Origin of the sequence: Planosporangium mesophilum (genome assembly GCF_016863255.1) — a bacterium.
In the GTDB taxonomy this organism is placed as follows: domain Bacteria; phylum Actinomycetota; class Actinomycetes; order Mycobacteriales; family Micromonosporaceae; genus Planosporangium; species Planosporangium mesophilum.
The window spans coordinates 34,265-60,017 of record NZ_BOON01000028.1 but is presented as its reverse complement, the minus strand read 5'-3'; the positions used below and the strand labels follow the sequence as shown (position 1 = coordinate 60,017).

At 71.7% G+C, this 25,753-nt stretch carries 27 protein-coding genes and 1 pseudogene; 16 read left to right on the top strand and 12 right to left on the bottom strand.

Annotated elements, in window-relative coordinates:
* The first annotated feature begins 27 nt into the window (after positions 1-27).
* From Pme01_RS14785 to Pme01_RS14775, 3 genes are read left to right on the top strand one after another with little or no spacing between them, the layout of a single operon-like run.
* The gene (locus Pme01_RS14785; RefSeq protein WP_168115926.1) at positions 28-642 is read left to right on the top strand and encodes a TetR/AcrR family transcriptional regulator; all 615 of its coding nucleotides are present in this window, start codon (positions 28-30) and stop codon (positions 640-642) included.
* Between the two features lie 27 nt (positions 643-669).
* Positions 670-846 (top strand): hypothetical protein, encoded by a 177-nt coding sequence (locus Pme01_RS14780; RefSeq protein WP_168115927.1) that lies wholly within the window; start codon positions 670-672, stop codon positions 844-846.
* A gap of 9 nt (positions 847-855) precedes the next feature.
* Positions 856-1,566, top strand: a complete 711-nt coding sequence (locus Pme01_RS14775; RefSeq protein ID WP_168115928.1) for a haloacid dehalogenase type II — start codon at positions 856-858, stop codon at positions 1,564-1,566.
* Positions 1,567-1,595: 29 nt separating this feature from the next.
* On the opposite strand, the gene Pme01_RS14770 is transcribed toward Pme01_RS14775, so the two are convergent.
* From Pme01_RS14770 to Pme01_RS14755, 4 genes are read right to left on the bottom strand one after another with little or no spacing between them, the layout of a single operon-like run.
* Positions 1,596-2,186 (bottom strand): nitrile hydratase subunit alpha, encoded by a 591-nt coding sequence (locus tag Pme01_RS14770; protein WP_168115929.1) that lies wholly within the window; start codon positions 2,184-2,186, stop codon positions 1,596-1,598.
* Complete coding sequence (locus Pme01_RS31500) at positions 2,183-2,497, bottom strand: SH3-like domain-containing protein (RefSeq protein ID WP_168115930.1); 315 nt, start codon at positions 2,495-2,497, stop codon at positions 2,183-2,185. Before Pme01_RS31500 ends, Pme01_RS14770 begins: the two co-directional genes overlap by 4 nt.
* Positions 2,484-2,744, bottom strand: a complete 261-nt coding sequence (locus Pme01_RS31495; protein ID WP_168115931.1) for an SH3-like domain-containing protein — start codon at positions 2,742-2,744, stop codon at positions 2,484-2,486. The genes Pme01_RS31500 and Pme01_RS31495 overlap by 14 nt, the downstream gene beginning before the upstream one ends.
* 21 nt (positions 2,745-2,765) lie before the next feature.
* Positions 2,766-3,398, bottom strand: a complete 633-nt coding sequence (locus Pme01_RS14755) for a phosphatase PAP2 family protein (RefSeq protein ID WP_168115932.1) — start codon at positions 3,396-3,398, stop codon at positions 2,766-2,768.
* Between the two features lie 180 nt (positions 3,399-3,578).
* Between Pme01_RS14755 and Pme01_RS14750 the strand changes: the two genes are divergently transcribed.
* Complete coding sequence (locus Pme01_RS14750; RefSeq protein WP_168115933.1) at positions 3,579-5,432, top strand: Xaa-Pro dipeptidyl-peptidase; 1,854 nt, start codon at positions 3,579-3,581, stop codon at positions 5,430-5,432.
* Between the two features lie 68 nt (positions 5,433-5,500).
* On the opposite strand, the gene Pme01_RS14745 is transcribed toward Pme01_RS14750, so the two are convergent.
* Complete coding sequence (locus Pme01_RS14745) at positions 5,501-6,262, bottom strand: hypothetical protein (protein WP_239088237.1); 762 nt, start codon at positions 6,260-6,262, stop codon at positions 5,501-5,503.
* A 162-nt stretch (positions 6,263-6,424) separates the two neighbouring features.
* Here Pme01_RS14745 and Pme01_RS14740 point away from each other — a divergent pair, with 162 nt between their 5' ends.
* Positions 6,425-6,817 (top strand): cupin domain-containing protein, encoded by a 393-nt coding sequence (locus tag Pme01_RS14740; RefSeq protein ID WP_168115934.1) that lies wholly within the window; start codon positions 6,425-6,427, stop codon positions 6,815-6,817.
* Positions 6,818-6,845: 28 nt separating this feature from the next.
* A complete protein-coding gene (gene nudC, locus Pme01_RS14735) occupies positions 6,846-7,790 on the top strand; it encodes an NAD(+) diphosphatase (RefSeq protein ID WP_239088236.1) in 945 nt (314 codons plus the stop codon).
* An 80-nt stretch (positions 7,791-7,870) separates the two neighbouring features.
* Here nudC and Pme01_RS14730 read toward each other — a convergent pair whose 3' ends face one another.
* Positions 7,871-8,539: a GOLPH3/VPS74 family protein gene (locus Pme01_RS14730; protein ID WP_168115935.1), complete on the bottom strand. Its 669-nt coding sequence runs from the start codon at positions 8,537-8,539 to the stop codon at positions 7,871-7,873.
* A 692-nt stretch (positions 8,540-9,231) separates the two neighbouring features.
* Between Pme01_RS14730 and Pme01_RS14725 the strand changes: the two genes are divergently transcribed.
* Together Pme01_RS14725 and Pme01_RS14720 are read left to right on the top strand one after the other, a co-directional pair.
* Positions 9,232-10,818: a Na+/H+ antiporter gene (locus Pme01_RS14725; protein ID WP_168115936.1), complete on the top strand. Its 1,587-nt coding sequence runs from the start codon at positions 9,232-9,234 to the stop codon at positions 10,816-10,818.
* A 125-nt stretch (positions 10,819-10,943) separates the two neighbouring features.
* Positions 10,944-12,289 (top strand): annotated as a pseudogene (locus Pme01_RS14720) (fused MFS/spermidine synthase).
* Positions 12,290-12,364: 75 nt separating this feature from the next.
* Here the strand turns inward: Pme01_RS14720 and Pme01_RS31490 are convergent.
* Both Pme01_RS31490 and Pme01_RS14715 read right to left on the bottom strand, forming a co-directional pair.
* On the bottom strand, positions 12,365-12,490 hold the full coding sequence (locus Pme01_RS31490; protein WP_275408528.1) for a hypothetical protein: 126 nt from the start codon (positions 12,488-12,490) through the stop codon (positions 12,365-12,367).
* Between the two features lie 443 nt (positions 12,491-12,933).
* Complete coding sequence (locus Pme01_RS14715) at positions 12,934-13,632, bottom strand: TetR/AcrR family transcriptional regulator (protein WP_239088235.1); 699 nt, start codon at positions 13,630-13,632, stop codon at positions 12,934-12,936.
* A gap of 53 nt (positions 13,633-13,685) precedes the next feature.
* Between Pme01_RS14715 and Pme01_RS14710 the strand changes: the two genes are divergently transcribed.
* The 3 genes from Pme01_RS14710 to Pme01_RS14700 all read left to right on the top strand — a co-directional run bounded on the left by Pme01_RS14710 (position 13,686) and on the right by Pme01_RS14700 (position 15,339).
* The gene (locus Pme01_RS14710; protein ID WP_168115938.1) at positions 13,686-13,979 is read left to right on the top strand and encodes a DUF4287 domain-containing protein; all 294 of its coding nucleotides are present in this window, start codon (positions 13,686-13,688) and stop codon (positions 13,977-13,979) included.
* A 162-nt stretch (positions 13,980-14,141) separates the two neighbouring features.
* Entirely contained in the window at positions 14,142-14,915 is a 774-nt protein-coding gene (locus tag Pme01_RS14705) for a transposase family protein (protein WP_168115939.1), read from the top strand.
* A 31-nt stretch (positions 14,916-14,946) separates the two neighbouring features.
* Positions 14,947-15,339: an OmpA family protein gene (locus Pme01_RS14700; RefSeq protein WP_168115940.1), complete on the top strand. Its 393-nt coding sequence runs from the start codon at positions 14,947-14,949 to the stop codon at positions 15,337-15,339.
* 93 nt (positions 15,340-15,432) lie between these two features.
* On the opposite strand, the gene Pme01_RS14695 is transcribed toward Pme01_RS14700, so the two are convergent.
* Positions 15,433-16,569: a DNA polymerase III subunit beta gene (locus tag Pme01_RS14695; protein ID WP_203935634.1), complete on the bottom strand. Its 1,137-nt coding sequence runs from the start codon at positions 16,567-16,569 to the stop codon at positions 15,433-15,435.
* 214 nt (positions 16,570-16,783) lie between these two features.
* Here Pme01_RS14695 and Pme01_RS14690 point away from each other — a divergent pair, with 214 nt between their 5' ends.
* From Pme01_RS14690 to Pme01_RS14670, 5 genes are read left to right on the top strand one after another with little or no spacing between them, the layout of a single operon-like run.
* A complete protein-coding gene (locus Pme01_RS14690; protein ID WP_239088248.1) occupies positions 16,784-17,953 on the top strand; it encodes a bifunctional glycosyltransferase family 2/GtrA family protein in 1,170 nt (389 codons plus the stop codon).
* On the top strand, positions 17,953-20,121 hold the full coding sequence (locus Pme01_RS14685) for an ArnT family glycosyltransferase (protein WP_168115943.1): 2,169 nt from the start codon (positions 17,953-17,955) through the stop codon (positions 20,119-20,121). The genes Pme01_RS14690 and Pme01_RS14685 overlap by 1 nt, the downstream gene beginning before the upstream one ends.
* Before the next feature lie 56 nt (positions 20,122-20,177).
* Positions 20,178-21,116 carry an FAD:protein FMN transferase gene (locus tag Pme01_RS14680; protein ID WP_168115944.1) on the top strand — a complete coding sequence of 313 codons (939 nt, stop codon included), beginning with the start codon at positions 20,178-20,180 and terminating at the stop codon, positions 21,114-21,116.
* A 16-nt stretch (positions 21,117-21,132) separates the two neighbouring features.
* Positions 21,133-21,879 carry a response regulator transcription factor gene (locus Pme01_RS14675; protein ID WP_275408532.1) on the top strand — a complete coding sequence of 249 codons (747 nt, stop codon included), beginning with the start codon at positions 21,133-21,135 and terminating at the stop codon, positions 21,877-21,879.
* A complete protein-coding gene (locus Pme01_RS14670) occupies positions 21,857-23,416 on the top strand; it encodes a sensor histidine kinase (protein WP_168115945.1) in 1,560 nt (519 codons plus the stop codon). Before Pme01_RS14675 ends, Pme01_RS14670 begins: the two co-directional genes overlap by 23 nt.
* A 167-nt stretch (positions 23,417-23,583) precedes the next feature.
* Here the strand turns inward: Pme01_RS14670 and Pme01_RS14665 are convergent, their stop codons facing one another.
* The 3 genes from Pme01_RS14665 to Pme01_RS14655 form a co-directional block, all read right to left on the bottom strand.
* The gene (locus Pme01_RS14665) at positions 23,584-24,270 is read right to left on the bottom strand and encodes a YoaK family protein (RefSeq protein ID WP_168115946.1); all 687 of its coding nucleotides are present in this window, start codon (positions 24,268-24,270) and stop codon (positions 23,584-23,586) included.
* A gap of 73 nt (positions 24,271-24,343) precedes the next feature.
* Positions 24,344-24,991, bottom strand: a complete 648-nt coding sequence (locus Pme01_RS14660) for an HD domain-containing protein (protein ID WP_168115947.1) — start codon at positions 24,989-24,991, stop codon at positions 24,344-24,346.
* 46 nt (positions 24,992-25,037) lie between these two features.
* On the bottom strand, positions 25,038-25,742 hold the full coding sequence (locus Pme01_RS14655) for an MIP/aquaporin family protein (protein WP_168115948.1): 705 nt from the start codon (positions 25,740-25,742) through the stop codon (positions 25,038-25,040).
* Positions 25,743-25,753: the final 11 nt, after the last annotated feature.

Genomic DNA, 25,753 nt, shown 5'->3' with positions numbered 1-25,753 from the left:
GAGGAAGAAAGGTATAGCGTGACCACGGTGGCGAGCGCACGAACCCGCCTCGCGGCGGGCACCTCTGACGATGTCGGCGCGTTCCGCCAGCGGCTGCTCGACGGTCTGGCCGGGTCGATCGTGGAGGTCGGCTACCGCAACACCACGGTCGCCGAGATCGTGCGCCGCGCACGTACCTCACGGCGGACCTTCTACGAGCACTTCTCCGACAAGGAGGCGTGCTTCGTCACGCTGCTCACCGACTCCAACGCCGAGACGGTGCGTCAGATCTCCGCCGCCGTCGATCCCGGCGCACCCTGGGCGAGCCAGGTGCGGCAGGCGGTCGAGGCCTGGATCGCCAGCGCGGAGTCCGCGCCGGCCATCACGTTGAGCTGGATCCGTGACGTGCCGGCCCTCGGCGCACCGGCGCGCCGGCTGCAGCGCGACATGATGGAGGCGTTCATCGTCATGATCCAGACGCTGTGCGACACCGAGGAGTGGCGCGCCGCCGGCGCCGGCCCGGTGTCCCGGCAGCTCACGGTCCTGCTGCTGGGTGGGCTGCGGGAGCTGATCGCGACCACCGTCGAGGACGGCGGACAGATCAGCGACGTCACCGAGGTCGCAGTCCAGGCGTCGATCGCCCTGCTCGGCCCGCGCGGCTGACGTTCCGGACGCGGGGCAGGGGGCAAGATGTCAGTCGACGGATCCCTACCCAACCGGAGGGCGATCGTGGACGAGCAGGCGACGGTACCACCCGACGTGCGGGTCGTCCTGGTCATCCGGCCAACCGTGATCATGGCGCGGGCCTTCAAGCCGGGCGACCCTGCACCCACCTTCGAGCGCTCCGTGGCCGGGCGTCCGGCCTAGCCGAGAGCCATGGAGCCACCGCGCGCGCTGCTGTTCGACGTGTTCGGTACCTGCGTCGACTGGCGGTCCAGCATCATCCGGGAAGGCGAGGCGCTCGGACGCCGCCTGGGCCTCGGTACGGTCGACTGGGCCGCCGTGGCGGACGCCTGGCGGGCGCTGTACCAGCCGCAGATGGAGACCGTCCGCAGTGGCGCCCGGCCCTGGGTGACCCTCGACGTCCTGCACCGCGAGGCGCTCGACCGCGTGCTCGCCGACGCCGGGCTCCAAGGCGTACCCGAGTCCGACCGGGCCGACTTCACGCTCGCCTGGCATCGGCTGGACCCCTGGCCGGACACGGTCGCGGGGCTGCACCGGCTCGGGCAGCGCTTCGTCGTCGCGCCGAACTCCAACGGGCACATCGCGCTGATGGTGAACCTGTCGAAGCGGGCCGGCCTGCGCTGGGACGCGATCCTCGGCGCGGAGCTCGCACGCGCCTACAAGCCGCAGCCCGAGGTGTACCTGCGGGGCGTCGAGGCGCTCGGCCTGGTCCCGTCGCAGGTCATGATGGTCGCGGCGCACAACGTCGATCTGGTCGCGGCCGCCGCGTGTGGGCTGCGGACGGCCTTCGTGCCCCGCCCGACAGAGCACGGCGCCGGCCAGACCACCGACCTGCGTCCGGCGCGGCCGGTCGACGTGGTCGCCACCGACCTCGGCGACCTCGCAGGCCAGCTCGGCGCCTGACCGCAGCGCCCAGGCTCCCGGCCGTTGACTCAGACGAGGGCGGTGCCGATGAGACCCTCCCGGCTGACCAGGGCGGCCAACTCGTCCTCGGTGCGCCCGTCGGTGCCGGCCGGCCGGCGGGGGAGAACCATGTACCGGCTCTCCGCGCTCGCGTCGTGGACCACGATCGTGGTCTCCTCCGGCAGGTGCAGGCCGAACTCGGCGAGCACCCCGCGGGGGTCGCGGACCACCCGGGACCGGTACGCCTCGCTCTTGTACCAGGACGGCGACGGGCCGAGCAGGCCGATCGGGTAGCAGGAGCACAGCGTGCAGACCACGACGTTGTGCGTCGTCTCGGTGTTCGCCACCACGGTCAGCCGCTGCTCCTGCAGGCCGCTGCGCATCGACAGGCCCACGTCGGCGATGGCCGAGTTGGCGTCGGTCAGCAGCCGGGCCCGGAAGTCGTCGTCGACCCAGGCGCGCGCCACGATCCGGGCGCCGTTGAGTGGGCTCGCCCCGGCGAGGAACCGGGTGATGATGCCGTCGAGTTCGGCGTCGTCGGTCAGCCCGGCCGCGATCAGCCGTTCCTCGAGTCGGCGTACCCGCGCCGCGGTGTGCGAGGTGGGGTGATGTGCGGTCATTGCTCCTCCGGGCGCTCCTGTGTGCCGACGGGTTCCAGGTACGACTGCCACAGCGCCACGGTCACCCAGTGGGAGCCCTCGCCCCACAGGTCGTGGGCGGCGAAGCGAACCGTGTACACCGGCTCCGACCTCGGGTCGGGCCGGCCCTGGGCGCGGTCGTCCGCGAGCGGCCAGACGCCCTGCACGTCAAGGACCTCACCGACCTGGCCGCGAACGTACCGGGGCAGGCGGGTGTGGTGCGACGGGTCGACGCTGAGGGCGCGTACCCGGTCACCCGCCGCGAACCGCGTGGCCGGGTCAGCCATCGTCATGCCCGCTGGTCAGGGTCTCGATCGCGGTCAGCCACCGCTCGTAGTAGCCGGCGGCGAGGTAGTCCGCCGGCGGCATCCGCTCGATGGCGTCGCGGAACTGGTCGAGGTTGTACACCCCGCGGCGCAGCATAGCCGCGTTGAGGGCGTAGACCCGGGCCTCCCAGTCCGCGTGGAACGGCGGCTCGTCGGGTTCGACCGTGAAGTCGCCGAATCCCGTCTGCCCGCCGACGTCATTGACTCGGCTCACGACCAGCAGCATAGACGGGCGCTACTGGACCGCGAGGTAGACCGCCGCGCCGACGACCGTACCCGCCAACGCGCCCGCGCAGACCTGGGGCCAGGTGTGGTCCCGTAGCCGTACCCGCGACCAGCCGATCGCGGCGACCAGCACCGCGCCGACCAGGAGCCAGGAACCGAACACGACCGTGAGGACGGCAACGGACGCACCCGCCACGGCGGCGTGCGCCGACAGCTTCCAGTACAGGTTCGCGACCGTCACGACGGCGAGCACGGCGAGCATGACGACCACCATGGCGACCACGGGGCGCGGGGCGCCGAGGACGCTCAACAGCGCCAGGCCGAGCACCACCGAGACGAGGCTCAGCAGCAGCGGCACCTTCCGCTGGGTGCGGTCGCCGATGTGGTGGTCACCGTGCACCGCCCCCCGGCGCATCATCAGCCGGATGATCCCGTACGGGATCGCGGCGGAGAACACGACGGCGAGCAGCGCCCAGCCGAGGCCCGCGAGGACCGAGCCGACCGTGGCGACCCCGAGGATCACCGGCATGGCCGTGGCCAGCACCGCGGGTGCGAAGACCTCCGTGATCGCGCGGGCCAGCCTGGTCACCCGGCCGGCCGGGGCGGGAGCGGCGCGCGGCTCCGGTTGGGTAGGTGTGGTCATCGTCGGTGGCGGGACCTCTCGTCAAACGGTACTGCCGTGCGCCGGCGCCGTGACAGTATGCCTGAATCGTGACCGATGGCGTCCCCGCCCTATCGGCCGCCCTCGATGTCGACTGGGGACGGTCACCGGGGTGCCGCAGCGCCTAGACTGGCGCGACATACGGCACGGGGAGGCGCTGGCATGCGAGTGAACCGAATGGTCTTCCTGGTGGCACTCGTCGGGACGCTGGCCACGCCGTTGCCGGCTGCGGCCGCTCCCACGGCGCCCACGGGCACGGAACCCGTCCATGACTACGGCGCCGCCATCCGCGAACGGGTCCTGGTGGAGACCACGGTGGACAGTGACCGTGACGGCCGCCGCGACCGCGTGGAGGTGCGCGTCATCCGCCCGCGCGCGACGGCGCAGGGGCTGAAGGTGCCCGTGATCTTCCAGCCGAGCCCGTACTACGCCGGACTCAACGACGTGCCCAACCATGACGACATCGACCGGGGCGCGGCGGTGCGCAGCGCGGCCGCACCACCGGGATCCCGGATCGACCCGAGCCTCGTCTTCGCCGGGTACCTCGACAACTACTTCGTGCCCCTCGGGTACGCCGTCGTCTTCGCCGACAGCCTCGGCACCGGCGGTTCGGACGGCTGCCCCACCTCCGGCGCCCCGAACGAGACGCAGGGGATGAAGGCCGTCGTCGACTGGCTCAACGGGCGGGCGGCCGGCTTCGACCCGGCCGGCCAGCCGGCGCGGGCGCAGTGGTCGACCGGGCGGGTCGGGATGATCGGCGTCTCGTACAACGGCACCCTCGCCAACGCCGTGGCGAGCACCGGCGTGAAGGGCCTGGAGACCATCGTGCCCATCGCGTCGATCTCCAGTTGGTATGACTACTACCGCTCCGACGGGGGTGTGGTCGCACCCGGGACGTTTCAGGGCGAGGACACCGACGTGCTCGCCAAGGCGGTGCTGACCCGGCGCAGCCCGGAGGCGTGCGCCGATGTCATGGCGTCACTCGAGCGCGACCAGGACCGGGAGACCGGTGACTACAGCCGGTTCTGGCGGGACCGCGACTACCTGCGCGACGTCGACAAGGTACGGGCCAGCGTCCTGGTCGTGCACGGGCTCAACGACTGGAACGTCAAGACCCGGCAGTTCGGCCAGTGGTGGGACGCCCTCGCCGCGCGCGGCGTGCCGCGCAAGATCTGGCTGCACCAGGCCGACCACACGGACCCGTTCAACGTACGGCGGACCGTCTGGCTGGAGACCCTGCACAAGTGGTTCGACCACTGGCTGTACCGCATCGATAACGGGATCATGCAGGAGCCGATGGCCGACGTGGAGACCGCGCCGGGTCAGTGGAGCACCCACCGGTCCTGGCCGGTGCCGGGTACCCGACCGGTGCCGATGTTCTTCGGGCCGGCGGCCGACCAGCGCCCCGGCACGCTGACTCAGTGGCCCGCGCTCGGCGGCGGCAGGCAGACCTTCACCGACGACCCGGCCCAGACCGCGGAGCAGCTGACCGACAACGAACTGGCCGCCGACCCCAACCGGTTGGCGTACCTCACCGCGCCGCTCGACCGGACCGTACGCCTCTCCGGTACGCCCCGGGTCACCGTCCGGGCGTCGCTGGACGGCGCCTCGCCGTACCTGACCGCGCTGCTGATCGACTACGGCCCGGGCATGCGGTTCACCGGGCTGCGCCGACTGACCGATGTGGACTGTGTGGCGCCGGGGGTGCCGGAGGACCCGGGATGCTTCGCGCGTCGGGAGTACGTCACGGCGCAGACCCCGTACCAGATCGTCAGCCGGGGATGGCTCGACGTGCGGAACCGGCACTCCGCCGACCGCACCGAGCCGATCGAGCCGGGACGCGCGTACACGTTCAGCTGGCAACTGCAGCCGCAGGACCATGTGTTCGCGCCGGGTCACCGGCTCGGGCTGGTGCTCGTCTCCACCGACCGCGACTTCACGCTGCGGTACCGGGCCGGCACGACGGTCACGACCGAGCTCGGCCTCAGTAACGTCGTGTTGCCGCTCGCCGGTTAGGGCCGGCTCCGGTCAGGCCGGCCCAGCCGACGAGGCGGGCGCCCACCGAGGACGATCGCTCCATCCGCTCAGGCGTCGGCCGGCACCGGCTCATGTTCGGGCTCGGCTGAGTGTTCCGCCCGACGCCGCCGCGGTGCCGGTACGAACCCGCTCGGCGTCCCGGGCTCCGGCTGCTCCGCCGGTACCGGCTCGGCCGGCAGTTCGGCGTCAGGTTCGTCGAGCTCGCCGGTCACCTGCGGCTGGTCGACCCAGAGCGCCCGCAACTGGTTCTGCATGAACGAGGTCAGCCGCGCCCGGTACTCGCGGTCGAACCGCTCCAGGGCCTCGATCTGCTGCTGGAGCCCCTCGCGCCTGGTGGCGAGGCTGCCCACGACGTCGTCGTAGCGTCGCCGGGCCTGCTGCTGCAGCTCCTCGGCGTTCTGCTCGGCGTTGACCGCGATAGCCTCCGCCTGGGCCCGCGCCTGCGCCGTGATGCCTTCGGCGTTCCGCTGCGCCTCCTCGACCCGCGTCTGGGCCTCCCGGATCGCCCGCTCGGCCGCGGCACGGGCCTCGGCGAGCGCCGTCTCCGCCTCGCGCCGGACGTTCTGCGCGTGCGTGTCGGCGTCCCGGGCGATCTGCTCCGCGGCCGCCAGCGCATCCGCGCGGATCTTGTCCGCCTGCTGGTGCGCGATGCGGACATGCTCCTCGGCCGTGCGCTGGGCCATGGTCAGCACGTGCAGAGCCTGGTTCGTCGGCGGGGCACCCAGAGGGTCCTCGGCGGCTGCGAGTTCGGGAGTCGTGAGTCCGTTGAGCACCACTTTGGCGCGACCCTTCATCTGGTTGTCGGTCACGAAAGGCCTCCGTAGGTTCGGGCTCCCCCCGGCGAGGACTCCGGCCATGGTCGGCGGCATGTTACCAAGCTGCGACGGAGAAACGCGAGATCGATTTCCGGTGATCGAACGACCGCGACACGTCACTTGCCGCGATGAGTGCCGTCCGGGAAGATTCGGGACATGTCAGAGCCGGTCCGGGTCATTGCCGCAGGCGAGCTTGCCGACGCCGATCCCACCCCCGGGATGCGCCGCCAACGCGCCATCGACGTGACCGGGCTGTGGTCCGGGCTCGTCCACACCGAGCCCGGCGCCACCTCGGGCTGGCATCACCACGGCGACCACGAGACCAGCCTGTACGTCGTGTCCGGGGCGATGCGACTCGAGTTCGGAACGGGCGGCCAGGAGGTGGTCGACGCCGGACCGGGCGATTTCATCCACGTACCGGCGGGTGTCGTGCACCGCGAGTCGAACCCGACGCAGCAGGTCGCCACCGCGGTCATCGCCCGCGCGGGCACCGGGACACCCACGGTCAACGTGGAAGGCCCCGACGCTGCCGTAGCGGGGGAGCGATAGGGGCGGCGGGTGGGGCAGGATCTGCGGCATGACGTTCGACGGCATGGCTCTTGAGGGCTCGGCTCTTGAGGGCTTGGCGTACAGCGCGACACCGCACGACCGGATGCCCGGCCGCCGCGGTGATCCGGGGTGGGTCGCCGACCAGCTGGTCCGCCCCGACTCGCGGGTGATTCCACTGTGGCGTGACCGCTGCCTGCTGGCGTCGGGCGGGGGACCGGTGACGCTCACCGGTCCGGTGGGGAAGGCCGCATCGACGGCGGCGGTACAGGTCGCCCTGCTGGGCATGGACGGTCCGACCGCCGTCTTCGCCGCCGACCTGGACCATCCCGACGAGGCCGAGGCCCTGCGGCTCTGCGACGCGACCGGCGCCGCCGACCTGCGTACCCTGACTGCCGCGCTGCCGGCTCCGGTCGCCGCGACCCTGGCGTACGCGCGGGGCCTGCTCTACTGGAACCGGCATGCCCGGTTCTGCGGTTCGTGCGGCGGGCCCACCGACAGCGTCGACGCCGGCCACGTACGGCTGTGCGTCAACCCGGACTGCGGCCGGGAGCTGTTTCCCCGTATCGAGCCGGCGGTCATCGTCCTGGTGGAGAGCCCCGCTGCCGAGCCCCGCTGTCTGCTCGCCCGCCATCGCGGTGCCGGTCCGGACGGGTTCTCGCTGCTGGCGGGCTTCGTCGAGATCGGGGAGAGCCTGGAGGGCGCGGTACGGCGAGAGCTTGCCGAGGAGGCGGGGGTCGCGGTGGGAAAGGTGACCTACCGGGGGTCGCAGGGGTGGCCCTTCCCGGCCGGCCTCATGGTGGGGTTCGTCGCCCGCGCCCTCGACGAGCGGATCGACGCCGACGGCACGGAACTGCAGGAGGCGCGCTGGTTCACCCGGGCCGAGATCCTCGACCGCATCACCGCCGGTCCGGGATCGGGTCCCGTCGACTCCATCGGTGGCTGGCTGCTGCGCTCCTGGGCCGGCGTGAACTGACCACGGCTAGGGCCGGCCGAGCGGCGTTCCCGTCTTCGTCAGTGAGCGTACGACGTTCCCGATCGACGACTCGCCCGTCGTCAGGTGTTGGTCGCGGTCGTGGCGATTGCCGCGGAGGTGATGACAACCGCGACGGCCGCCTGCATCTCCCCGATCGCCTTGCGCACCGCCGTGCTCGCCCAGTCGCCCTCGGCGATCACGCCGAGACGCTTGCGTACCTCCTTGGCGGGCCGGTCGGGGAAGGCGCGCTCCAGACCGACCGCCTTGATGAGCGCGCACAGGGCGGCGGTACGCGCGTCGACCGGGCCGGTGCCGGCCAGGGCCGCTTCCACCCGGTGCCGTGCGTCGGCCTCGACGGCCGGCTCGCCGCCGGTGGTGGACGGGTAGCGGGTACGCGGGAAGACCCAGAGCACCTTGTCCTCGTCCCGGCGCAGGACACCCGCGTCGACCAGGCGGCCGAGCAGCTGCTGCCGCAGCCCGCCGTCGAGACGGTTCACCCAGTCCTCAGGTTTGCGGCGCTTGGCGTCGGCGGCGATCGTCGCGAGCGCGGCGTCGGCGATCGGCTCTCCGGTCGGCAACGGATCGGTGACGACCACTCGCTTGTCCACCACGCCCACCCGACCGGCGAGCGCCAGCTCGACGAGCAGCGCCCCGGCCAGGCCGAGGTCGAGGGACGACGTATCGATCACGGCCGAACCGGCGTCGTCGTAAGCCAACAGGAGCAGTTCATCGGCGAGGGTGACTGTCATCAGGCCACGGTAACCGGCCCTCGCACTCCCGGCCGGCCGTGGTGAATTCGCGTCCGGCCGCCACCGGCAGGCTGTCATCGGCCGGTTGACGGGACGGCCAGGCCGACGGCGGGAGCCTGGACAAGTGACGGAGTCTCCTCGTCGTGAGGCGTTATCCGGATGGCCGCACGGGTAGCCGCAGAGTGACCCCGACGGGAGCGCCGCTATGACCGATCCCTGCCCCGGCCGACGACCGGCGTTCATGAGCCACCGAGACCGGGCTGCTCGCAGACGATCAGGACTGAGCTGACTGCGGAAGCCGTCTCGGCGCGGTACCCGACACCGCGCCGGACCTCGGTGGCGATGCCCCGGTCCGGCGTCGGCGGCCACGGAGGAGGGCGTTGACCTTCCCGGCCAGGGCCGGCTCGCGCGGACCGATCACGACAGCACGCAGCGATGCCGCGCCGTAGGCCGAGCCGCGTCCCGCGGCGGCGAACGGTCCGAGGGACCCGGAGCGAATCCGTAGCTGGGACGCCGTGGTCCGACCCGGGCACGCAGGTCGTCGTCGGGTCGTCACCGGTTGGTGGGTGCGGGCGCCGGTGCGGGAGTCCCGGACGGCCGGCGGTCACGTCGGTTTCCGCTCGGATCCGGTCTCCCGCGCCGGCGGAGTCGGTACACAAGGGCTGCTCGTCGCTCGTCGCGAGGAGGACATGATGCCCGGCTTGAAACTGCTGATCGTGTTGGGCTTGGCCGTGCTGGTGTGCGGAGCGCTCTCGCAATGGTCGGGGCTCGCCCTTCCGGTGCTGCTGCTGGCCTGTGGCGTGCTGCTGGGATTCGCGCCGTCCCTGCGCGACGTGGGGTTGCCACCCGAGGTGATGCTGCTGCTGTTCCTGCCGGCGTTGCTGTACTGGGAGAGCCTGAACACCTCGGTACGGGAGATCCGGGCCAACCTGCGCACGATCGTGCCGCTGTCCACCGTGCTGGTCATCGTCACCGCCGGGACCGTGGCCACGGTGACGCACGCCCTCGGCCTACCCTGGGGGCCGGCCTGGGTGCTCGGCGCGGCGGTCGCCCCGACGGACGCCACCGCCGTGTCGGCGCTGGCCCGCAGGTTACCCCGGCGACTGGTGACCGTGATCCGCGCGGAGAGTCTGGTCAACGACGGTACCGCCCTGGTCATCTACTCCCTCGCCGTCAGTATCACGGTCCACCAGTCGCGGGTCGGGCCGTTCGAAGTCGCCTGGCGGTTCGTGCTCGCCTACGCCGGCGGGGTTGCCGCCGGGCTGCTGACCGCCTGGGCCACCCTGCGGGTCCGCCGGCTGCTCGACGCCCCGCTGCTGGAGAACACCGTCAGCCTGCTGACCCCGTTCTCCGCGTTCCTGATCGCCGAGCTGGTGCACGCCTCCGGGGTCCTCGCCGTCGTCGTCTGCGGGCTCGTCCTGAGCCAGCTCGGGCCGCGGGCCATCCGCGCCGACACCCGCCAGCAGTCGTTCGCGTTCTGGCGGCTGTCGACGTTCGCGCTCAACGCCGCGCTGTTCGTCCTGGTCGGCCTGCAGTTGCAGGTCACTGCGCGGACCCTGATGCCGTTCATCCGGCCGACCGCGTACGCCGCCGTCGTGGTCGTACCGGTACTGCTGATCGTTATCCGGTTCGCCTGGCTGTACAGCGTGCCGTACCTGACCCGGCTGTGCGGCTGGTGCAGCGGCCGTCGGTTCGACTCGATCGGGTTGCGGCCGCGCATGGTCATCGCCGCCGCCGGGTTCCGTGGCGCGGTCTCGATGGCCGCCGCGCTCGCCGTGCCCGAGCGGCTGGCCTCAGGCGCCGAGTTCCCGGGCCGGCGCACGATCGTGTTCGTCACCGCCGGCGTCATCGTGTTCACGCTCGTGGTCCAGGGGCTGGCGCTGCCGCTGGTCGTCCGCTGGGCGCGGCTCCCCGAGGAGACCGAGATCGACGAAGAGCTGCGGGCGGCCGAAGTCGCCGCGACCGAAGACGCCCTCGCCCGGATGGACGGGAGCGGCTCCGACCTCGGTGTCGACCGCAGCGTGGTCGACCGGATGCGGCGGGAGTACGAAAAGCACCTGGCGGTACTCCGGGCGCACCGGCACGAGGACGACGACAACCCCGGACGCCGCGCCGAGCAGGACTTCCGCAAGCTGCGCCTGGCGCTGATCGGCCGCAAGCGCGACGCCGTCGTCAAGCTGCGCGACGAGCACCGCATCGACGACACCGTCCTGCGTCAGATCCAGGACCAACTCGACGCCGAAGAGCTTCGCCTGTCGCGCCGCGACCTCTCGGAGTGACCGGGACCCTCGCCGGACGGCCCTTGCCGGCGGGGGAGGGGGACCCCAGTTCCGGCCCAGCGCGATCACCGGGACCATGGCGGCGCTGCGCGAGGCGGCTGGAGCGGGCCGCTTAGCATGCGGGGATGTTGGCTGGGCGAAGTGTGCTCCCGGACCGGCTCGCCGGGGCGTTGGTGTTCCTGACCAGCGGTGCGGTCCTGGTCCTCGAGATCGTGGGGCTGCGGCTGGTCGCGCCGTACGTCGGCACGTCGGCGTGACGCTGCAGACCTCCAGCGCGGTCATCGGGGTGGCGCTCGCGGCCATCGCGTACGGGGCATGGTGCGGCGGGTTCCTGGCCGACCGCCTGGACGCGTCCCGGTTGCTGGTACCGGCGCTGCTGCTGGCCGCGGGCGCGACGGCGCTCACGCTGCCCGTGGTGCGGTGGGCGGGGGAGTTCCTGCGGGGCGCCGCGGCGTCCGGCGTCCTGCTGCTGGCGATGCTGGCGCTGTTCGTACCGGCGGCGCTGCTGGCGGCGGTGACGCCCCTGGTGATCAAGCTGCAGCTGTCCGACCTGAGCCGGACCGGTACGGTCGTCGGCCGGCTGTCGGGCGTCGGCACGGTCGGCGGGATCACCGCGACCCTCGCGACGGGTTTCGTGTTCGTCGCCGCGCTGCCCAACACCGTGATCGTGCTCGGCCTGGCCGGGTTGCTGGCGGCCGCAGGGATCGGGATGGCCGTCTACCTCGGCGCGGGTAGGGCCACCCTGGGCCGGCTCGGCGGCTGTGCGGCCATGCTCGGCGTGGCGGGCGCCGGTCTGACCGCGGTCGCGCCCGCGGCGTGCGACGTGGAGACGGCGTACCACTGTGCCCGGATCGCCGCCGATCCGGCGCGCGAGGGCGGCCGTACCCTCTGGCTGAACGCGGCCGAGCATTCCTATGTGGACATCAACGACCCGACGTACCTGAAGTTCGAGTACGTCCAGACCATCGGTTCGCTGCTCGACGTCGTGGCACCGGCCGGTACGCCGGTCGACACCCTGCACCTCGGCGCGGGTGGACTGACGCTACCGGGTTACCTCGCCGCCACCCGCCCCGATTCACGCTCGCGCGTCCTCGAGATCGACGGGCGGCTGCTGGCGCTGGACCGCGCCACGCTACCCGTACCGGCGGACCTCGAGACCTGGACCGGCGACGCCCGGCTCGGGGTGGGCGCCGAGCCGGCCGGCGCCTGGTCGGTGGTGGTGGGCGACGCGTTCGTCGACCTGGCGGTGCCGTGGCACCTGACGACCCGCGAGTTCGTGACGCAGGTACGCCGGGTGCTGCGCCCCGGTGGGGTGTACGCGCTGAACGTGATCGATGCTCCCCGCGGCGGGTTCGTACGGGCCGAGGCGGCCACCCTCAGGTCCGTGTTCGGGCACGTCGCGGTGGTCGCCGCCGGGGCCAGGCCGCTCACCGACGACTACGCACCGGTCGACCAGCTCCTCGGCCGCTGATCTGACGCGGTCCGGCCTGGATGCCCACCAACGCGTCGACCGACAGCTGTAACGGACCCCGACGAAGGATCGCCATCACCACCTGGCCGTCCGGTCCGGGCACCGTTCCGACCGGACGAAACCGAAGCTCTCGTACAACGCCGCAGCCGCGCTCACGTCCTTGGCCCGCAGTCCGACCCGCACCGGAGCCTCGTCACTCATGGCCACGACCGTACCGAACGCCCCACCGGGCGAACACCATTCAACCTGGCCTTTCAAGATCTGTATGTGCGACGGCCACGGGAAGAGTGGCCGATCCCCGACAGGAGCCGTGTTCGCTAAACCTTCAGTCGTAGGTTGAATGCGCGAAATGCATTCGGCGCTGGAGAAAGTCGACCAGGAGACATCGGTGGCAAGGGAGACCCGCTGTGCGTGAACTAGTCGAGATACCGGTCTCGGGATACGTCTCACATGATATTGATTTTCCAGCGCTACTGAAGCGCCAGAGTCAGGGACTGAGCCATTTCCAACCTCGGTGGCGGGCGCCTTCGAGACGCTGGAGTACGAGGATGGCCCGGGTGAGCGCGGTGGCTTTCCGCGGTATGTCGGTGAAGCGTGTCTCGGAGTGACAAGGGGTGCGCCGCGCCGTCACGGCGGTGGCATGTTCAGTCGCCACTCGAAGGGCGACGACGGCGGAAGACTCCGGCCCGCGCGGCCGCAACGGCTGAGTCGGCTGCGAGTTCAGCCGCCTCGCTCGTCACCGCCTCGGCTGTGACCAGGAGGCGGTAGTAGAGCGGTGCCCCCACGTGCTTGATGACCTCGTCGGCATCGGTGTCGGTCGGTAGCTCGCCGCGTCCGATCGCACGCTCGACCATCGGACGGACCTGGGCAAACCGTCCGGCCCAGAAGCCGTGGAGGAAGTCCCGTACTTCCGAGGACTCGGTGGCGCCGCTGAACAGCCCCCGTACCACCGCACCGCCGTCGTGGCCGGTGATGGTGGTGGCGATGGTGCGGGCGAACGAACGCAGGTCTTCGGCAAGGTCGCCGGTGTCCGGAACCGAGATCTTGGTCTCGGCGAGAGTGGCGATGGCATCCATCAGTAGGTTCGGTTTGGTGGCCCACCGTCGGTAGACGGTGGTCTTGTGGACACCGGCCCGCTGGGCGACGCTCTCGACGCTCATTCCGGCGTACCCGCGCTGTGCCAGTTCCTGCAGGGTGGCCGTGAGCACGGCGGCGCGGACGCGGGCGGTGCGCCCGCCTGGCCGCTGAGTGGCATCGTCGATCATCGATGGTCCCCTTCGCCTCGCATGCAGAGGCAGCAAAGGCAACAGGTAGTTGCAATAGCGGTGAGCTGGTGTCAACATTAGCGCAACAGTAGGTTGCATTAGGCACCGCTAATTGCGAGAAGGAATGTCACATGTCGTTCCAGGCATACCTCGACACAATCGAGGGTAAAACCGGACAGACGCCGCGCCAGTTACTCGAGCTTGCCCGCGGCAAGGGGTTTGACGCGCCGAACATCAAGGCAGCCGAGGTCGTGGCCTGGCTTAAGGAGGACTACGGGCTCGGGCGCGGCCACGCGATGGCGTTCTGGCATGTGCTGAGGAACGGTCCCACCATAAGCGACAAGCACGTGGGATCCAGCGGTAGCCACCGCGACGACTCCCAGACCCTCTGGCTCGACGGCAAGGCCACCCGCCCAGCGAACTGAGCGACGCTACGGCCCTGGGTCAAAGCAATTGAGACGGTCAGCCTCTTTTGTCGTAATGATGCTGGTCATGGTTGTGGTGGCGCAGGCAAGTGATCGACGTGAGGGGAGGCTCCCGGTAAGACAGCGGTCGACCAAGACCTGATGCCCCAACCGGGAGCCTCGTTGCTGTCCTACCCTGCCGCGATTCCGCTGTCCAGCCGCACCCTGACCCAGCTAGCCGACATCATCAGTAGCCACCGCCGCGAACGCCGATCCCGCTGGCGGCGCCTGTCGCCTGGCCGGCAAGCCCTGCTCGCCCTCGCGCACCTGCGCAACGGCGACACCTACACCCTGCTCGCCGCCGGCTTCGCCATCGGCACGGCCACCGCCTGGCGCTACGTGCGCGAGGTCGTCGACCTGCTCGCCGCGCTCGCCCCGGACCTGCACGCCGCGGCCACCCACACACAGCGGCTGGCGTACGCGATCCTCGACGGCACGCTGATCCCGATCGACCGGGTCGCCGACCAGCGGCCCTACTACTCCGGCAAACACAAGCGCCACGGCGTCAATGTCCAGGTCTTATCCGATCCCGCCGGCCGGCTGGTCTGGGCGTCGCCAGCCCTGCCCGGCGCCGTACACGACCTGACCGCCGCCCGTGTTCACGGCCTGATCGGCGCCCTGACCGACTGCGGGGTGATGACGCTGGCGGACAAGGGCTATCAGGGGGCCGGTGCCACGATCCGGACCCCGTTCAAGCGCCACCATCCACGGCCGCGACTGTCCCACAGGCAGAAGGCGGCCAGCCGTTCCCACGCCAGGCCGCGCGCGCTCGGCGAACGCGCCGTGGCCACCCTCAAGGGCTGGAAGATCCTGACCAAACTGCGTTGCTGCCCCCGCCGCGCCACCGTGATCGTGCAGGCCATCCTCGTCCTGCATGACATCGAGGCGAACCGCTAACCACGATGGAAAAGGCTCACTGCAAGATCTGGTGCAGACCGAGGTGATCGCGCCCCTGGCCGACGCGGAGATGGTGCCGGAGGCCGGTAAATTCTGCGTTGTTTCGGTCATCGGACATTCGGATCGGGTCGATACCCCGGGCCTGACATCGGAGCAGCGCAGGGCGGACGAGCTGTCCGTCAGCCAGCTTCGCGCGGAGAGCACGCAGGCCTTTCTCTTCGCGGAGCTCTTCGACCTTGTCCAAGCTGCGGGTGGCAACTCCCCGGTCGATCTCGCGTCGATGCAGAACGGTGCGATCCTGACAGTCGCGGCCGGCGCCGCGGACCTGAAGCACGTCGTTCCCGCAAGCGAGAGCGAGCGGGAGGAGAATAGGCGGGTCGTCTTCCTGGTTGCGACATTCGCTCCGGAGACGCCGGTGGTGTGACCGGTGTCCTCGTTCATCAGAGGCAGTCCCGGTCGCCCCAGTTCCTTCGCCGCCTCCGGCCGCCATTTCAGCCGGAGTTCGCGGTAGGACCGGCTACCCCTCGTCGGAGGAGCTCGCGGGTCGCATGGGGACGACGAGGTACCGGAGGTGGACGGCCGGCGCCGCGCCGGCCCCGGCGGTGAACTCCGTCGCGCGCATGCCGGCCTGGACTCGCAGCTGGACGGTGTGCCCGGAAAAGGCCCGCAGCGCGTCTGACAGGAGTCGCGGCTGGTAGAAGCGGGTGACGTGATCGCCTCGAACGGCCGCCTTCACCGTCTCCTCCGATTCGCCGCTGAGCACGTCACTGGCCCGGACCCGCAGCGCGCCGTCGATGGCCTCGACTTCCACCCGACCGGGCGCACCCGCGTACCGCGACGCCCGGTCGACGGCGCCCGCGAGGACATCCGCTCCGACGTCGATGGCGCACTCGGGAACCACATCGAGCAGTCGGTCCAGCTGAGCATCCGGGAACGGAGCGCCGAGCGTGGAGGTGACGACGCTGCCACCGTCCCAGGCCAGCCCGAAGAGGTCGCCGTCGGCGTGCACCACGACCATGTCGGCCCGTCCCGCCTGCTTGGCGGCCTCGGCGAAGACCGTCGCCGGCACCAGAGCGTCCACGGCACCGGTACCGGCCGGTTGCCAGCACACCGACGCCGACGCCAACCGGTACCGGCCGGTGGCCAACAGCGACACGTGGCCGTCGTGGGACCGTAGCCGGACACCGGTGAAGATGGGCAGGGCGTGTTCGCGCGAGGCCGCACCCGCCACCGGCACCGCCGCCGCACGGAGCTCCGCCCCGGAGATGGCTCCCACCGCCGTCGGTAGCCTGGTCGGTGCCGGATAGGCATCGCCCACGCGCGGCAGCGCGAACCGTGCTCCGGGCATCCGTACGGCCAGGCGAGGGCCCTCCGCTGTCAGCCGCACCTCCGGCGCGTCCAGGGCCGCCATGGTGTCGGTCAGACCCCGCCGCGAGACCACGATCTCGCCCGGCTCGTGCGTCGTCGCCACCACCCGCAGCCGAACGGTCAACTCGCCGTCGGAGGAGACGAGCAGCAGTCCGTTGTCGTCGGCGCGCAGCAGCACCCCCGCATGCGTCGGCCGTGCTGACCGTACGGGCAGCAGCCGCGACATCCGGGCAGCCGCCTCTGCCAACGGTTCGGTCGGGGCGGTCACGTCGACAATGCGGGTCACGTCAGCGAGCCTAGCCACCGGGTACGACATTCACTGTTGTCAGCGGAACCGGTACCCCTTTCGTTTCACAGGTCCCGCACAGCTCGGCCACACGACGGGGACAGCTCCGCACGACACGGTTTCGTGCGTGACCACTTCGACGCTTCGACCGGGCGCCGGTGACCAACCCCTCGCCGTAACCGTTCCGGACCACCGAGCGCGCCCGGTGCTCGACGTGGTGATCCCCGTCCACAACGAGCAGACCGACCTGGAGCCGTGCGTACGCCGGCTCCACACCTATCTCGCGACGCACTTCCCGTACCCGTTCCACATCACGATCGCCGACAACGCCAGCACCGACGGCACGCTCGAGACAGCCCGACGACTCGACGCCGAGCTGGCCGAGGTGTCCTCGGTCCACCTGCCCCAGAAGGGCCGCGGCCGGGCGCTGCGGGCGGTGTGGTCGGCGTCGTCGGCACCGGTACTGGCGTACATGGACGTCGACCTGTCCACCGACCTCGCCGCGCTGCTGCCCTTGGTCGCGCCCCTGATCTCCGGCCATTCCGATCTGGCCATCGGTACCCGACTGTCGCGCGGCTCCCGGGTGGTGCGCGGTACCAAGCGGCAGCTCATCTCGGTCGGCTACAACCTGCTCCTGCGCGGCACCCTCGCCGCCCGGTTCTCCGACGCCCAGTGCGGGTTCAAGGCGATCCGGGCCGAGGTGGCCGGGCGGCTGCTGCCGCTGGTCGAGGACACCGGCTGGTTCTTCGACACCGAGCTGCTGGTCCTCGCCGAGCGCAGCGGCCTGCGCATCCACGAGGTACCCGTCGACTGGGTCGACGACCCGGACAGCCGCGTCGACATCGTCGCGACGGCCGTCGCGGACCTCAAGGGGATCGCCCGGCTGGGCCGGGCGCTGCTGACCGGCGCGCTGCCCGTCGCGGACCTGCGGCGACAGCTCGGACGCCGGGCGCTGGAACCCCTCACCCCGGGTGTACCGGTGGGGCTGCCGCGCCAGCTGGCCCGCTTCGCCGTCATCGGGGTCGCCAGCACGCTGGCGTACGTCCTGCTCTTCGCCGTCCTGCGGGGCGCCGTCGGTGCGCAGCCGGCGAACCTGATCGCCCTGCTCGCGACGGCGGTGGCCAACACCGCAGCCAACCGGCGGCTCACCTTCGGAGTGACCGGCCGCGACGGCGTGGGCCGCCACCAGGCACAGGGCCTCGTTGTCTTCACGCTGGGGCTGGCCCTGACCAGCGGCGGCCTCGCCGTCCTGCATGCCGTTACCGCCGCGCCCGCCCGCCTACTCGAGATCGGCGTGCTGGTACTGGCCAACCTCGCCGCCACCGTCCTGCGTTTCCTGCTGCTGCGCGGGTGGGTGTTCCGCGCCGGCCGTACCGCCCGTTGATGAGGAGATCTCCTGTGACCACCGCGACCCTGCCCGCTCCGGCCGACGCGCCGACGGACCCGCCTCGACCGGCAGTCGGTACCCGCCCGGCCGCCTGGGTACGCCCGGCGCTGCTCGTCCTGCTCGCCGGCACCGCACTGCTGTACCTGTGGGGCCTGGGCGCCTCCGGCAACGCCAACAGCTTCTACGCCGCGGCGGCTCAGGCCGGCACGATGAGCTGGAAGGCGATGTTCTTCGGTTCGCTCGACCCGTCCAACTTCATCACGGTTGACAAGCCCCCGGCCGCGATGTGGGTGATGGCGCTGTCGGGACGGATCTTCGGCTTCTCCAGCTGGAGCATGCTCGCCCCGCAGGCGCTCGAAGGCGTCGCCGCGGTCGCGCTGCTGTACGCCACCGTCCGGCGCTGGTCGGGACCGGTGGCGGGGCTGCTGGCCGGTGCCGCGCTGGCGCTCACCCCGGTCGCCGCGCTGATGTTCCGGTTCAACAACCCCGACGCCCTGCTGGTCCTGCTGCTGGTCGCCGGCGCGTACGGGGTGGTCCGGGCGACTGAGCGGGCCGGTACCCGCTGGCTGCTGTTCGCCGGGGCCTGCGTCGGGTTCGGCTTCCTCACCAAGATGCTCCAGGCGTTCCTGGTACTCCCGGCGTTCGCGCTGGTGTACCTGGTCGCCGCGCCCACGGGTCTGGGCCGGCGCCTGTTGCAGCTGCTCGCCGCCGGCGCGGCCATGGTGGTCTCCGCCGGCTGGTGGGTCGCCACCGTCGAGCTGTGGCCCGCCTCGGCGCGCCCGTACATCGGCGGGTCGACCACCAACAGCGTGCTGGAGCTCGCCCTCGGCTACAACGGCCTGGGCCGCATCTTCGGCGGCGAGGGCAGGCGGCCGGGCGGCGGCATGCGCGGTGACTTCGCAGGCGCCATGCCCGGCGGGGCGATACCCGCCGGCGGTGCCATGCCCGGCGGCGGTGCCATGCCCGGCGGCGGCTTCGGCGGCGGCACCGGGATCACCCGGCTGTTCGGCCCGTCGTTCGGTACCGAGATCTCCTGGCTGCTGCCCGCCGCGCTGATCGCGCTCGTCGCGGGGTTGTGGCTGACCCGCCGGGCACCGCGCACCGACCGTACCCGCGCCGCCCTGCTGCTGTGGGGCGGCTGGCTGCTGGTCACCGGGCTGGTGTTCAGCTACATGCAGGGCATCATCCACCCGTACTACGGCGTCGCCCTCGCCCCGGCGATCACCGCGCTGGTCGCGATCGGCGGCCGGGAACTGTGGCGACGGCGCGAGAACGTGCTCTGCCGGGCCACCCTCGCCGCGATGGTCGTCGTCACGGCGGCCTGGAGCTTCCTGCTGCTGGGTCGCACACCGACCTGGTACCCGTGGCTGCGCTACGCCGTCGTCCTCGTCGCCGTCGTGGCGGCGATCGGCCTGATCGCGGGGGCGCGGCTGAACCGGCGGATCGCCGTCGGGTGCGCCGTGGTGGCGGTCCTCGCCGGGATCACCGCACCGGCGGCGTACGCGCTCGAAACCGTCGCCACCCCGCACCGCGGCGCCATCCCCGCCGCCGGCCCGGCCGGCAGGGCCGGATTCGGAGGCCTTGTCAGCGGCGTGGATGGTCGCGGGCGGGACATGCCGGGCCGGCCCGGCGGCGCGCCCGGTAACGCCCCGGCCGGCCGCGGCCAACGCATGGCGGGCGGCCCCGGTAACGCCCCGGGCGGTCCCGGTAACGCACCGGACGGCCCCGGTAACGCACCGGGCGGCCCCGGTAACGCACCGGACGGTCCCGGTAACACCGCCGGTCCCGGTGGGCCCGCTGGCCTCGGTGGCCCCGGCGGCGACCGCGCCGCCGACCCCGCGATGATCTCGCTGCTGAAGGCCACCACCAACCGCTGGGCCGCCGCGACCGTGGGTTCGCAGTCGGCGGCGACGCTGCAACTGTCCAGCGGCAGGGCCGTGATGTCTATCGGCGGATTCAGCGGCGGTGACCCGGCGCCGACCCTCGCCCAGTTCCAGCGGTACGTCGCCGATGGCAGCGTCCGGTACTTCGTCGCGGCCGGCGGCATGGGGGGCCGCGCGGGTGGTGGCGGCGGGATCACGTCCTGGGTCCAGTCGCACTTCACGGCCACGACCGTCGGCGGCCAGACCGTGTACGACCTCACCGAGCCGGCCTCGTCGAACTGACCGGACCGTCCACCGTCCACAACAGAGGCTCGAAGCCCGATCGAGAGGGGACAGTCATGCCCGTGGTCGAAGCCCTGCCCGTCGGACCGGACACCACCCGGTGGGCGGTCTGGGGTACCACCGCGCACCTCGTCGTCACCGACCCCGCGCAGCTGCCGACTGCGGGCAGGCTGGCCCGCCGGTACCTGGCCGAGGTGGACGAGGCGTGCAGCCGGTTGCGCGGCGATTCCGAGATCCACCGGGTGCAGCGCGCCGCCGGCCGTACGGTCCGGGTCAGCGGGCTGTTGGCCGAGTTCGTCGCGGTCGCGCTGCACGCGGCCGAGGTCACCGACGGCGACGTCGACCCCACGGTCGGCGCCGCGATGGTACGGCTCGACCACCATCGCGACCTGTCGCGCCTCCCCACCTGCGGGGGCTGGCGGGTACCCGAACGCCCCACTCCCGGCTGGCGCCGGGTACACCTGGACGGGCGTGCGCTGACCGTACCGGTCGGTGTGCTGCTCGACCTCGGCGCGACCGCGAAGGCGCACGCCGTCGACCGGTGCGCCCGAGCGGTCGCCACGGAGTGCGGTACGGGTGTCCTGATCGGCCTCGGCGGTGACATCGCCACCGCCGGGCCGGCACCGGAGGGCGGTTGGCGGGTTCGGGTACCCGGCGACCCGGCCGGTACGGTCACGCTGCCGGCCGGCGCGGCGCTGGCGACCTCCGGCACCACCGGCCGGTCACACCGCATCCTCGACCCGCGTACCGGCCGACCGGCGCCCGAGACGTGGCGCACCGTGTCGGTCACCGGCGACACCTCCGTCCAGGCCAGCACCCTGACGACCGCCGCGATGGTGCGCGGAGTGGACGCGCACCCCTGGCTGGCCGGGCTGGGCGCGCCGGCGCGACTGGTCAGCGTCGACGGGCAGGTCATCACCCTGGGTGGCTGGCCGGCGGTCGCACAGCCGGTTCACAGGAATCCCCCACGTACGGCACAGGCGGCACCACGATGATGGAGCCATGGCGCTCATGAGCATCACGCCGGGTGACGGCACGCAGCCCAGGCCCGAGCTGCGCCGCGCCGACGGCCGGCCGGTCCGGGTCCTGGTGGTCGACGACGAGTCGACCCTGGCCGAGCTGCTGTCGATGGCGCTGCGGCTGGAGGGCTGGGAGATCCGCACCGCCGGTGACGGGTTCAGCGCGGTGCAGACCTTCAGCGGGTTCTCACCCGACGCGGTGGTGCTGGACATGATGCTGCCCGACATGACCGGTCTGGAGGTCCTGCGCCGGCTGCGCGCCCACACGCCCGAGATTCCCGTACTCTTCCTGACCGCCAAGGACGCGGTGGAGGACCGGATCGCGGGCCTGACCGCCGGCGGCGACGACTACGTCACCAAGCCCTTCAGTCTGGAGGAGGTGGTGGCCCGGCTGCGTGGCCTGCTCCGGCGTACCAGTGTGACCGCGAAGGCCGACGGTACGCAGCTCACCGTCGGGGACCTCACCCTCGACGAGGACAGCCACGAGGTGCGCCGCGCCGGCGAGCCCATCGCGCTGACCGCCACGGAGTACGAGCTGCTGCGTTTTCTCATGCGCAATCCGAAGCGGGTGCTCAGCAAGGCCCAGATCCTCGACCGGGTCTGGAACTACGACTTCGGCGGCCAGGCCAACGTGGTGGAGCTGTACATCTCGTACCTGCGCAAGAAGATCGACGCCGGCCGCGAACCGATGATCCACACGATGCGGGGAGCGGGCTATGTCCTCAAGCCCGCTGCCTGACGTCGCGCGTACGCGGGGGCGGTGGCGCCTCGGTCCCTGGTCGCTGCGCGCCCAGCTGATCGTGGCGCTGGTGGCGCTCGTGGCCGCCGTCTGCGCGAGCATCGGCGTGGTGACGACCCAGGCGGTGTACCACTTCCAGGTCGGCCAGCTCGACTCCCGGCTGGGCGAGGCGGCCAGACGGACGAGAACGTTCGGTGCACACCCACCGGACCGGCTGCCGGGCGCCCCTCCGCCGCTCGGCCCGCTGACCGGGGCGCCCGGCCTGGGGGCCGGTACCCTCGCCGCACGCCTCGTCGACGGCCAGGTCGAACAGGCGGGCCGGCTGGACCGGTCCGACGGTGCCCGTCAGGAGCTGTCCGCCGACCAGTACCCGGTGCTCACCGGCCTGCCGGTGAACGGCCGGCCCTACACCCGCAGCCTGGGCGACTTCGGGGACTACCGGCTCATCGCCTCCCGGACCGCCGACGGCGAGGTGCTGGTCACCGGACTGTCGCTGACCGACGTCAAAGCGACCCGGTACTGGCTCATCGTGGTGGAGACCGGCGTCGGGCTCGGCGCCGCGCTGCTCGCTGCCCTGCTGGGCACGCTGATCGTGCGTCGCACGCTGCGCCCGCTGCACCGGGTCGCCGCCACCGCGGCGCGCGTGTCCGAGCTGCCGCTGGACCGCGGCGAGGTCGCGCTGTCGGTACGGGTGCCGGACGCCGACCCGCGCACAGAGGTCGGCCAGGTCGGCGCCGCGCTCAACCGCATGCTCGGCCACGTCGCCGCCGCGCTCACGGCCCGGCAGGCCAGCGAGACCAGGGTGCGTCACTTCGTCGCCGACGCCAGTCACGAGCTGCGCACCCCGCTCGCGGCGATCCGCGGCTACGCCGAGCTCACCGGCCGGTACCGCGACTCCGTACCGCCCGACGTCGCGCACGCCATGCGCCGGGTGCACTCCGAGACGGCCCGGATGACGACCCTCGTCGAAGACCTGCTGCTGCTGGCCCGGCTCGACTCCGGCCGGCCCCTGGACCGCAAACCCGTCGACCTGACCCGCCTCGTGATCGACGCGGTCAGCGACGCGCATATCGCCGCCCCCGACCACACCTGGCGGTTGGACCTGCCCGACGAGCCTGTCACCGTCACCGGCGACCCCGCCCGGCTGCACCAGGTCCTGGCCAACCTGCTCGCCAACGCCCGCACGCACACCCCTCCGGGTACCACCGTCGTCACCAGCCTGACCCTGAACGGCGACGAGGTGGCGCTCGCCGTCGTCGACGACGGCCCCGGCGTCCCCGCCGACCTGCTGCCCGAGGTGTTCGACCGGTTCGCCCGGGGCGACACCTCCCGCTCCCGCGCGGCCGGGAGTACCGGCCTGGGCCTGGCGATCGTGGCCGCCGTCGTGGAGGCCCACCACGGCCGCGTCGCGGTGACCAGCAGCCCGGGCCGGAGCGCGTTCACGGTGCGACTGCCGTGCCGGGGCGCCGCCGGAGCGCCGGCCGGCGACGGCGCGAACGGCATCGTCCTGCCCGAGGTCCGGATCGCCGCGCCGTAGCGCGGAACGGGTCAGGGGTGCAGGACGGCTTTGATGACGCCGTTTTCGCGGTTGTCGAATTGCCGGTACAGCTGGGGTGCGTCGTCGAGGGCGGCGTGGTGGGTGACGAGGGTGGCGGGCCACCTCGTGCACCCCGACGGTGCGGACGTCTTCGTAGACAACGGCTTTCATGGGTCCTCCATCCGGCGGCGGGCCGACAGCGCGGCGAACACGACGGCAGCGGCGACCAGCACCGCCGGCAGGGCCGGCGCCCAGAGCGGCGCGATCCGCAGCATCAGGGCGCCGACCGTGGCGCCGCACAGCAGCGCCGCCAACCGGGCCGCGCCGCCCGCGGTGGTGGCGAACCGGTACGGCTCGCTGGTGAGGGTGCGGACAATGCTGGTCAGCGTGCCGGTCAGATAGGTGGTGGAGGCGCCCCGTATCCCGGAGCTGACCGTGACCACACTCTGCACCCCCATCGCCATCGACGCCACCGCGAGCAGCAGCCAGGCAGTGCCTCCTCCGGGCCTGCCGTCGGTGGCCAGCCATCCGGCCGTCACGCCGGCCAGCAGCGCCAACTCGATCGCCGCGATCAGACTGGTTCGCCGGTGCCAACCCACCCTGCCGTGACCCAGCCCGGCGCTGCCTGCGGCGACGCCGAGAATGTAGCCGGCGACGGCCGTCGTGGCACTGATCGCCAACCGGCCATCCGGGGTCGCGATGCCACGACCCAGTTGCACCAGGTTGCCGGTGATGACGCTGGCGAACGGGCCGCCGAGCCGCGACACGCACACCGCGTCCAGGCAGCCCGCGGCCGCGGCGAGGACCGCAAGGAGGCGTACGACCAGCCGCTCGGGCAGGACCGCGTGGGCCATGGTTCCCCCTACATGATCACCGAGAGCGAGGCGCTGTGGCACCCCAAACTCTCGGTGATTACGGGAAGGGGGTCTACTCCCGCCAGTCCGAGTTCTCGATGATGTCCACGAAGTTGGTTCGCTCGTAGCCGGGGATGAATCGTTCGAGCACGTCCGCCTTGACGTTTCCGAACGTGGTCTCCGGTCGGGGCGCGATGCCTTCGGTGAACGCCTGGAGGATGTTGCGCTTGAAGTTCGGGCGGGGGTGCAGAGCGACGATCTCGGCCCGCTCGGCGTCGCTGACGTCGTGATACCCGATGCCGAGCACGTCGTACTCCACACCGGCGGTGACCAGCGCGACCTCGGGCTCCATGAACTCCGGGATGCCGGGCGTGGTGTGCAACGCGATGGCTGTCCACACACGGCGGATGCTGTCCTCGGGTACGCCGTGGCCCTGCAGGAAGCGGCGCGCTTCGTCGGCGCTGTCGACCTCGAAGCGCCGGCCGCTACCGCGAAACCGCTCGTTCAGGCCGAGATCGTGGAACATCGCCCCGAGGTACAGCAGTTCAGGATCCCAGCTGAGCCCGCGGTTGAGGCCCTGCAGGCTGCCGAACCAGAAGACCCGGCGGGAATGGTGGTACACCAGGTCTGTGGTGGAAGCGCGGACCAGCTTGGTGGCTTCGCGTGCCAGCTTGGTGTCGGGGACGGTCACCCCGGCGGCGGTCTGTCCGTTGGCGGGCATCTGCGCTCCTCCCGTCGAGTTACCCCTGGTTCCTGTGCAATGAGGATCATTTGTCGTCGGGGTTCAGCGCGCGGAAGGCGAATCCCGCCAGGACGCCGGCGACCACCTGGGCCAGCAGGTAGACCCAGATCGTCGACCAGGCGAAGATGCCCAGGACGACGGCGGCGAGAGTGACCGCCGGGTTGATCGCGGCGCCGGAGAGGCCGCCGATGGTGATGGCGGCCACCATGAGGGTGAAGCCGACCGCCAGGCCGTAGAAGGAGTTGTTCGGGTTGTCCCTGCTCGTGGCCACGTTGAGCACGACGAAGCAGAGCGCGAAGGTGAACAGAAGCTCCACGACGAACACCGCTCCGAGCGCGCGACCGGACAGTGGCCGAGGCGTGGCGTGTGCCGGGATGACAACGCGTACGACCAGCGCGGCGACCACGCCGGCCACCAGCTGCGCCACCCAGTACCCGATGGCGTCACCCAGATCGATCCGGCGGCGGACCAGCGCTGCCAGGGTCACGGCGGGGTTGTAGTGCCCGCCGGAGATGTGCCCACCGGCGTAGACCATGACCATCAGGATCGAGCCGACCGCCAGCGGTGCGAGCGGGGTTCCGATGTACGCGGTGGCGCCCACCGTGAAGACGAGGAAGAACGTTCCGATCGCCTCGATGACGTACTTCCGCCCGGCCACCGCTACGCGACTCGCAACGCCTCTTCGTGCCGCAGTGATGTCGATCCCGTACCGGGCAGCCACACTGCTCATCGGGATCCCCT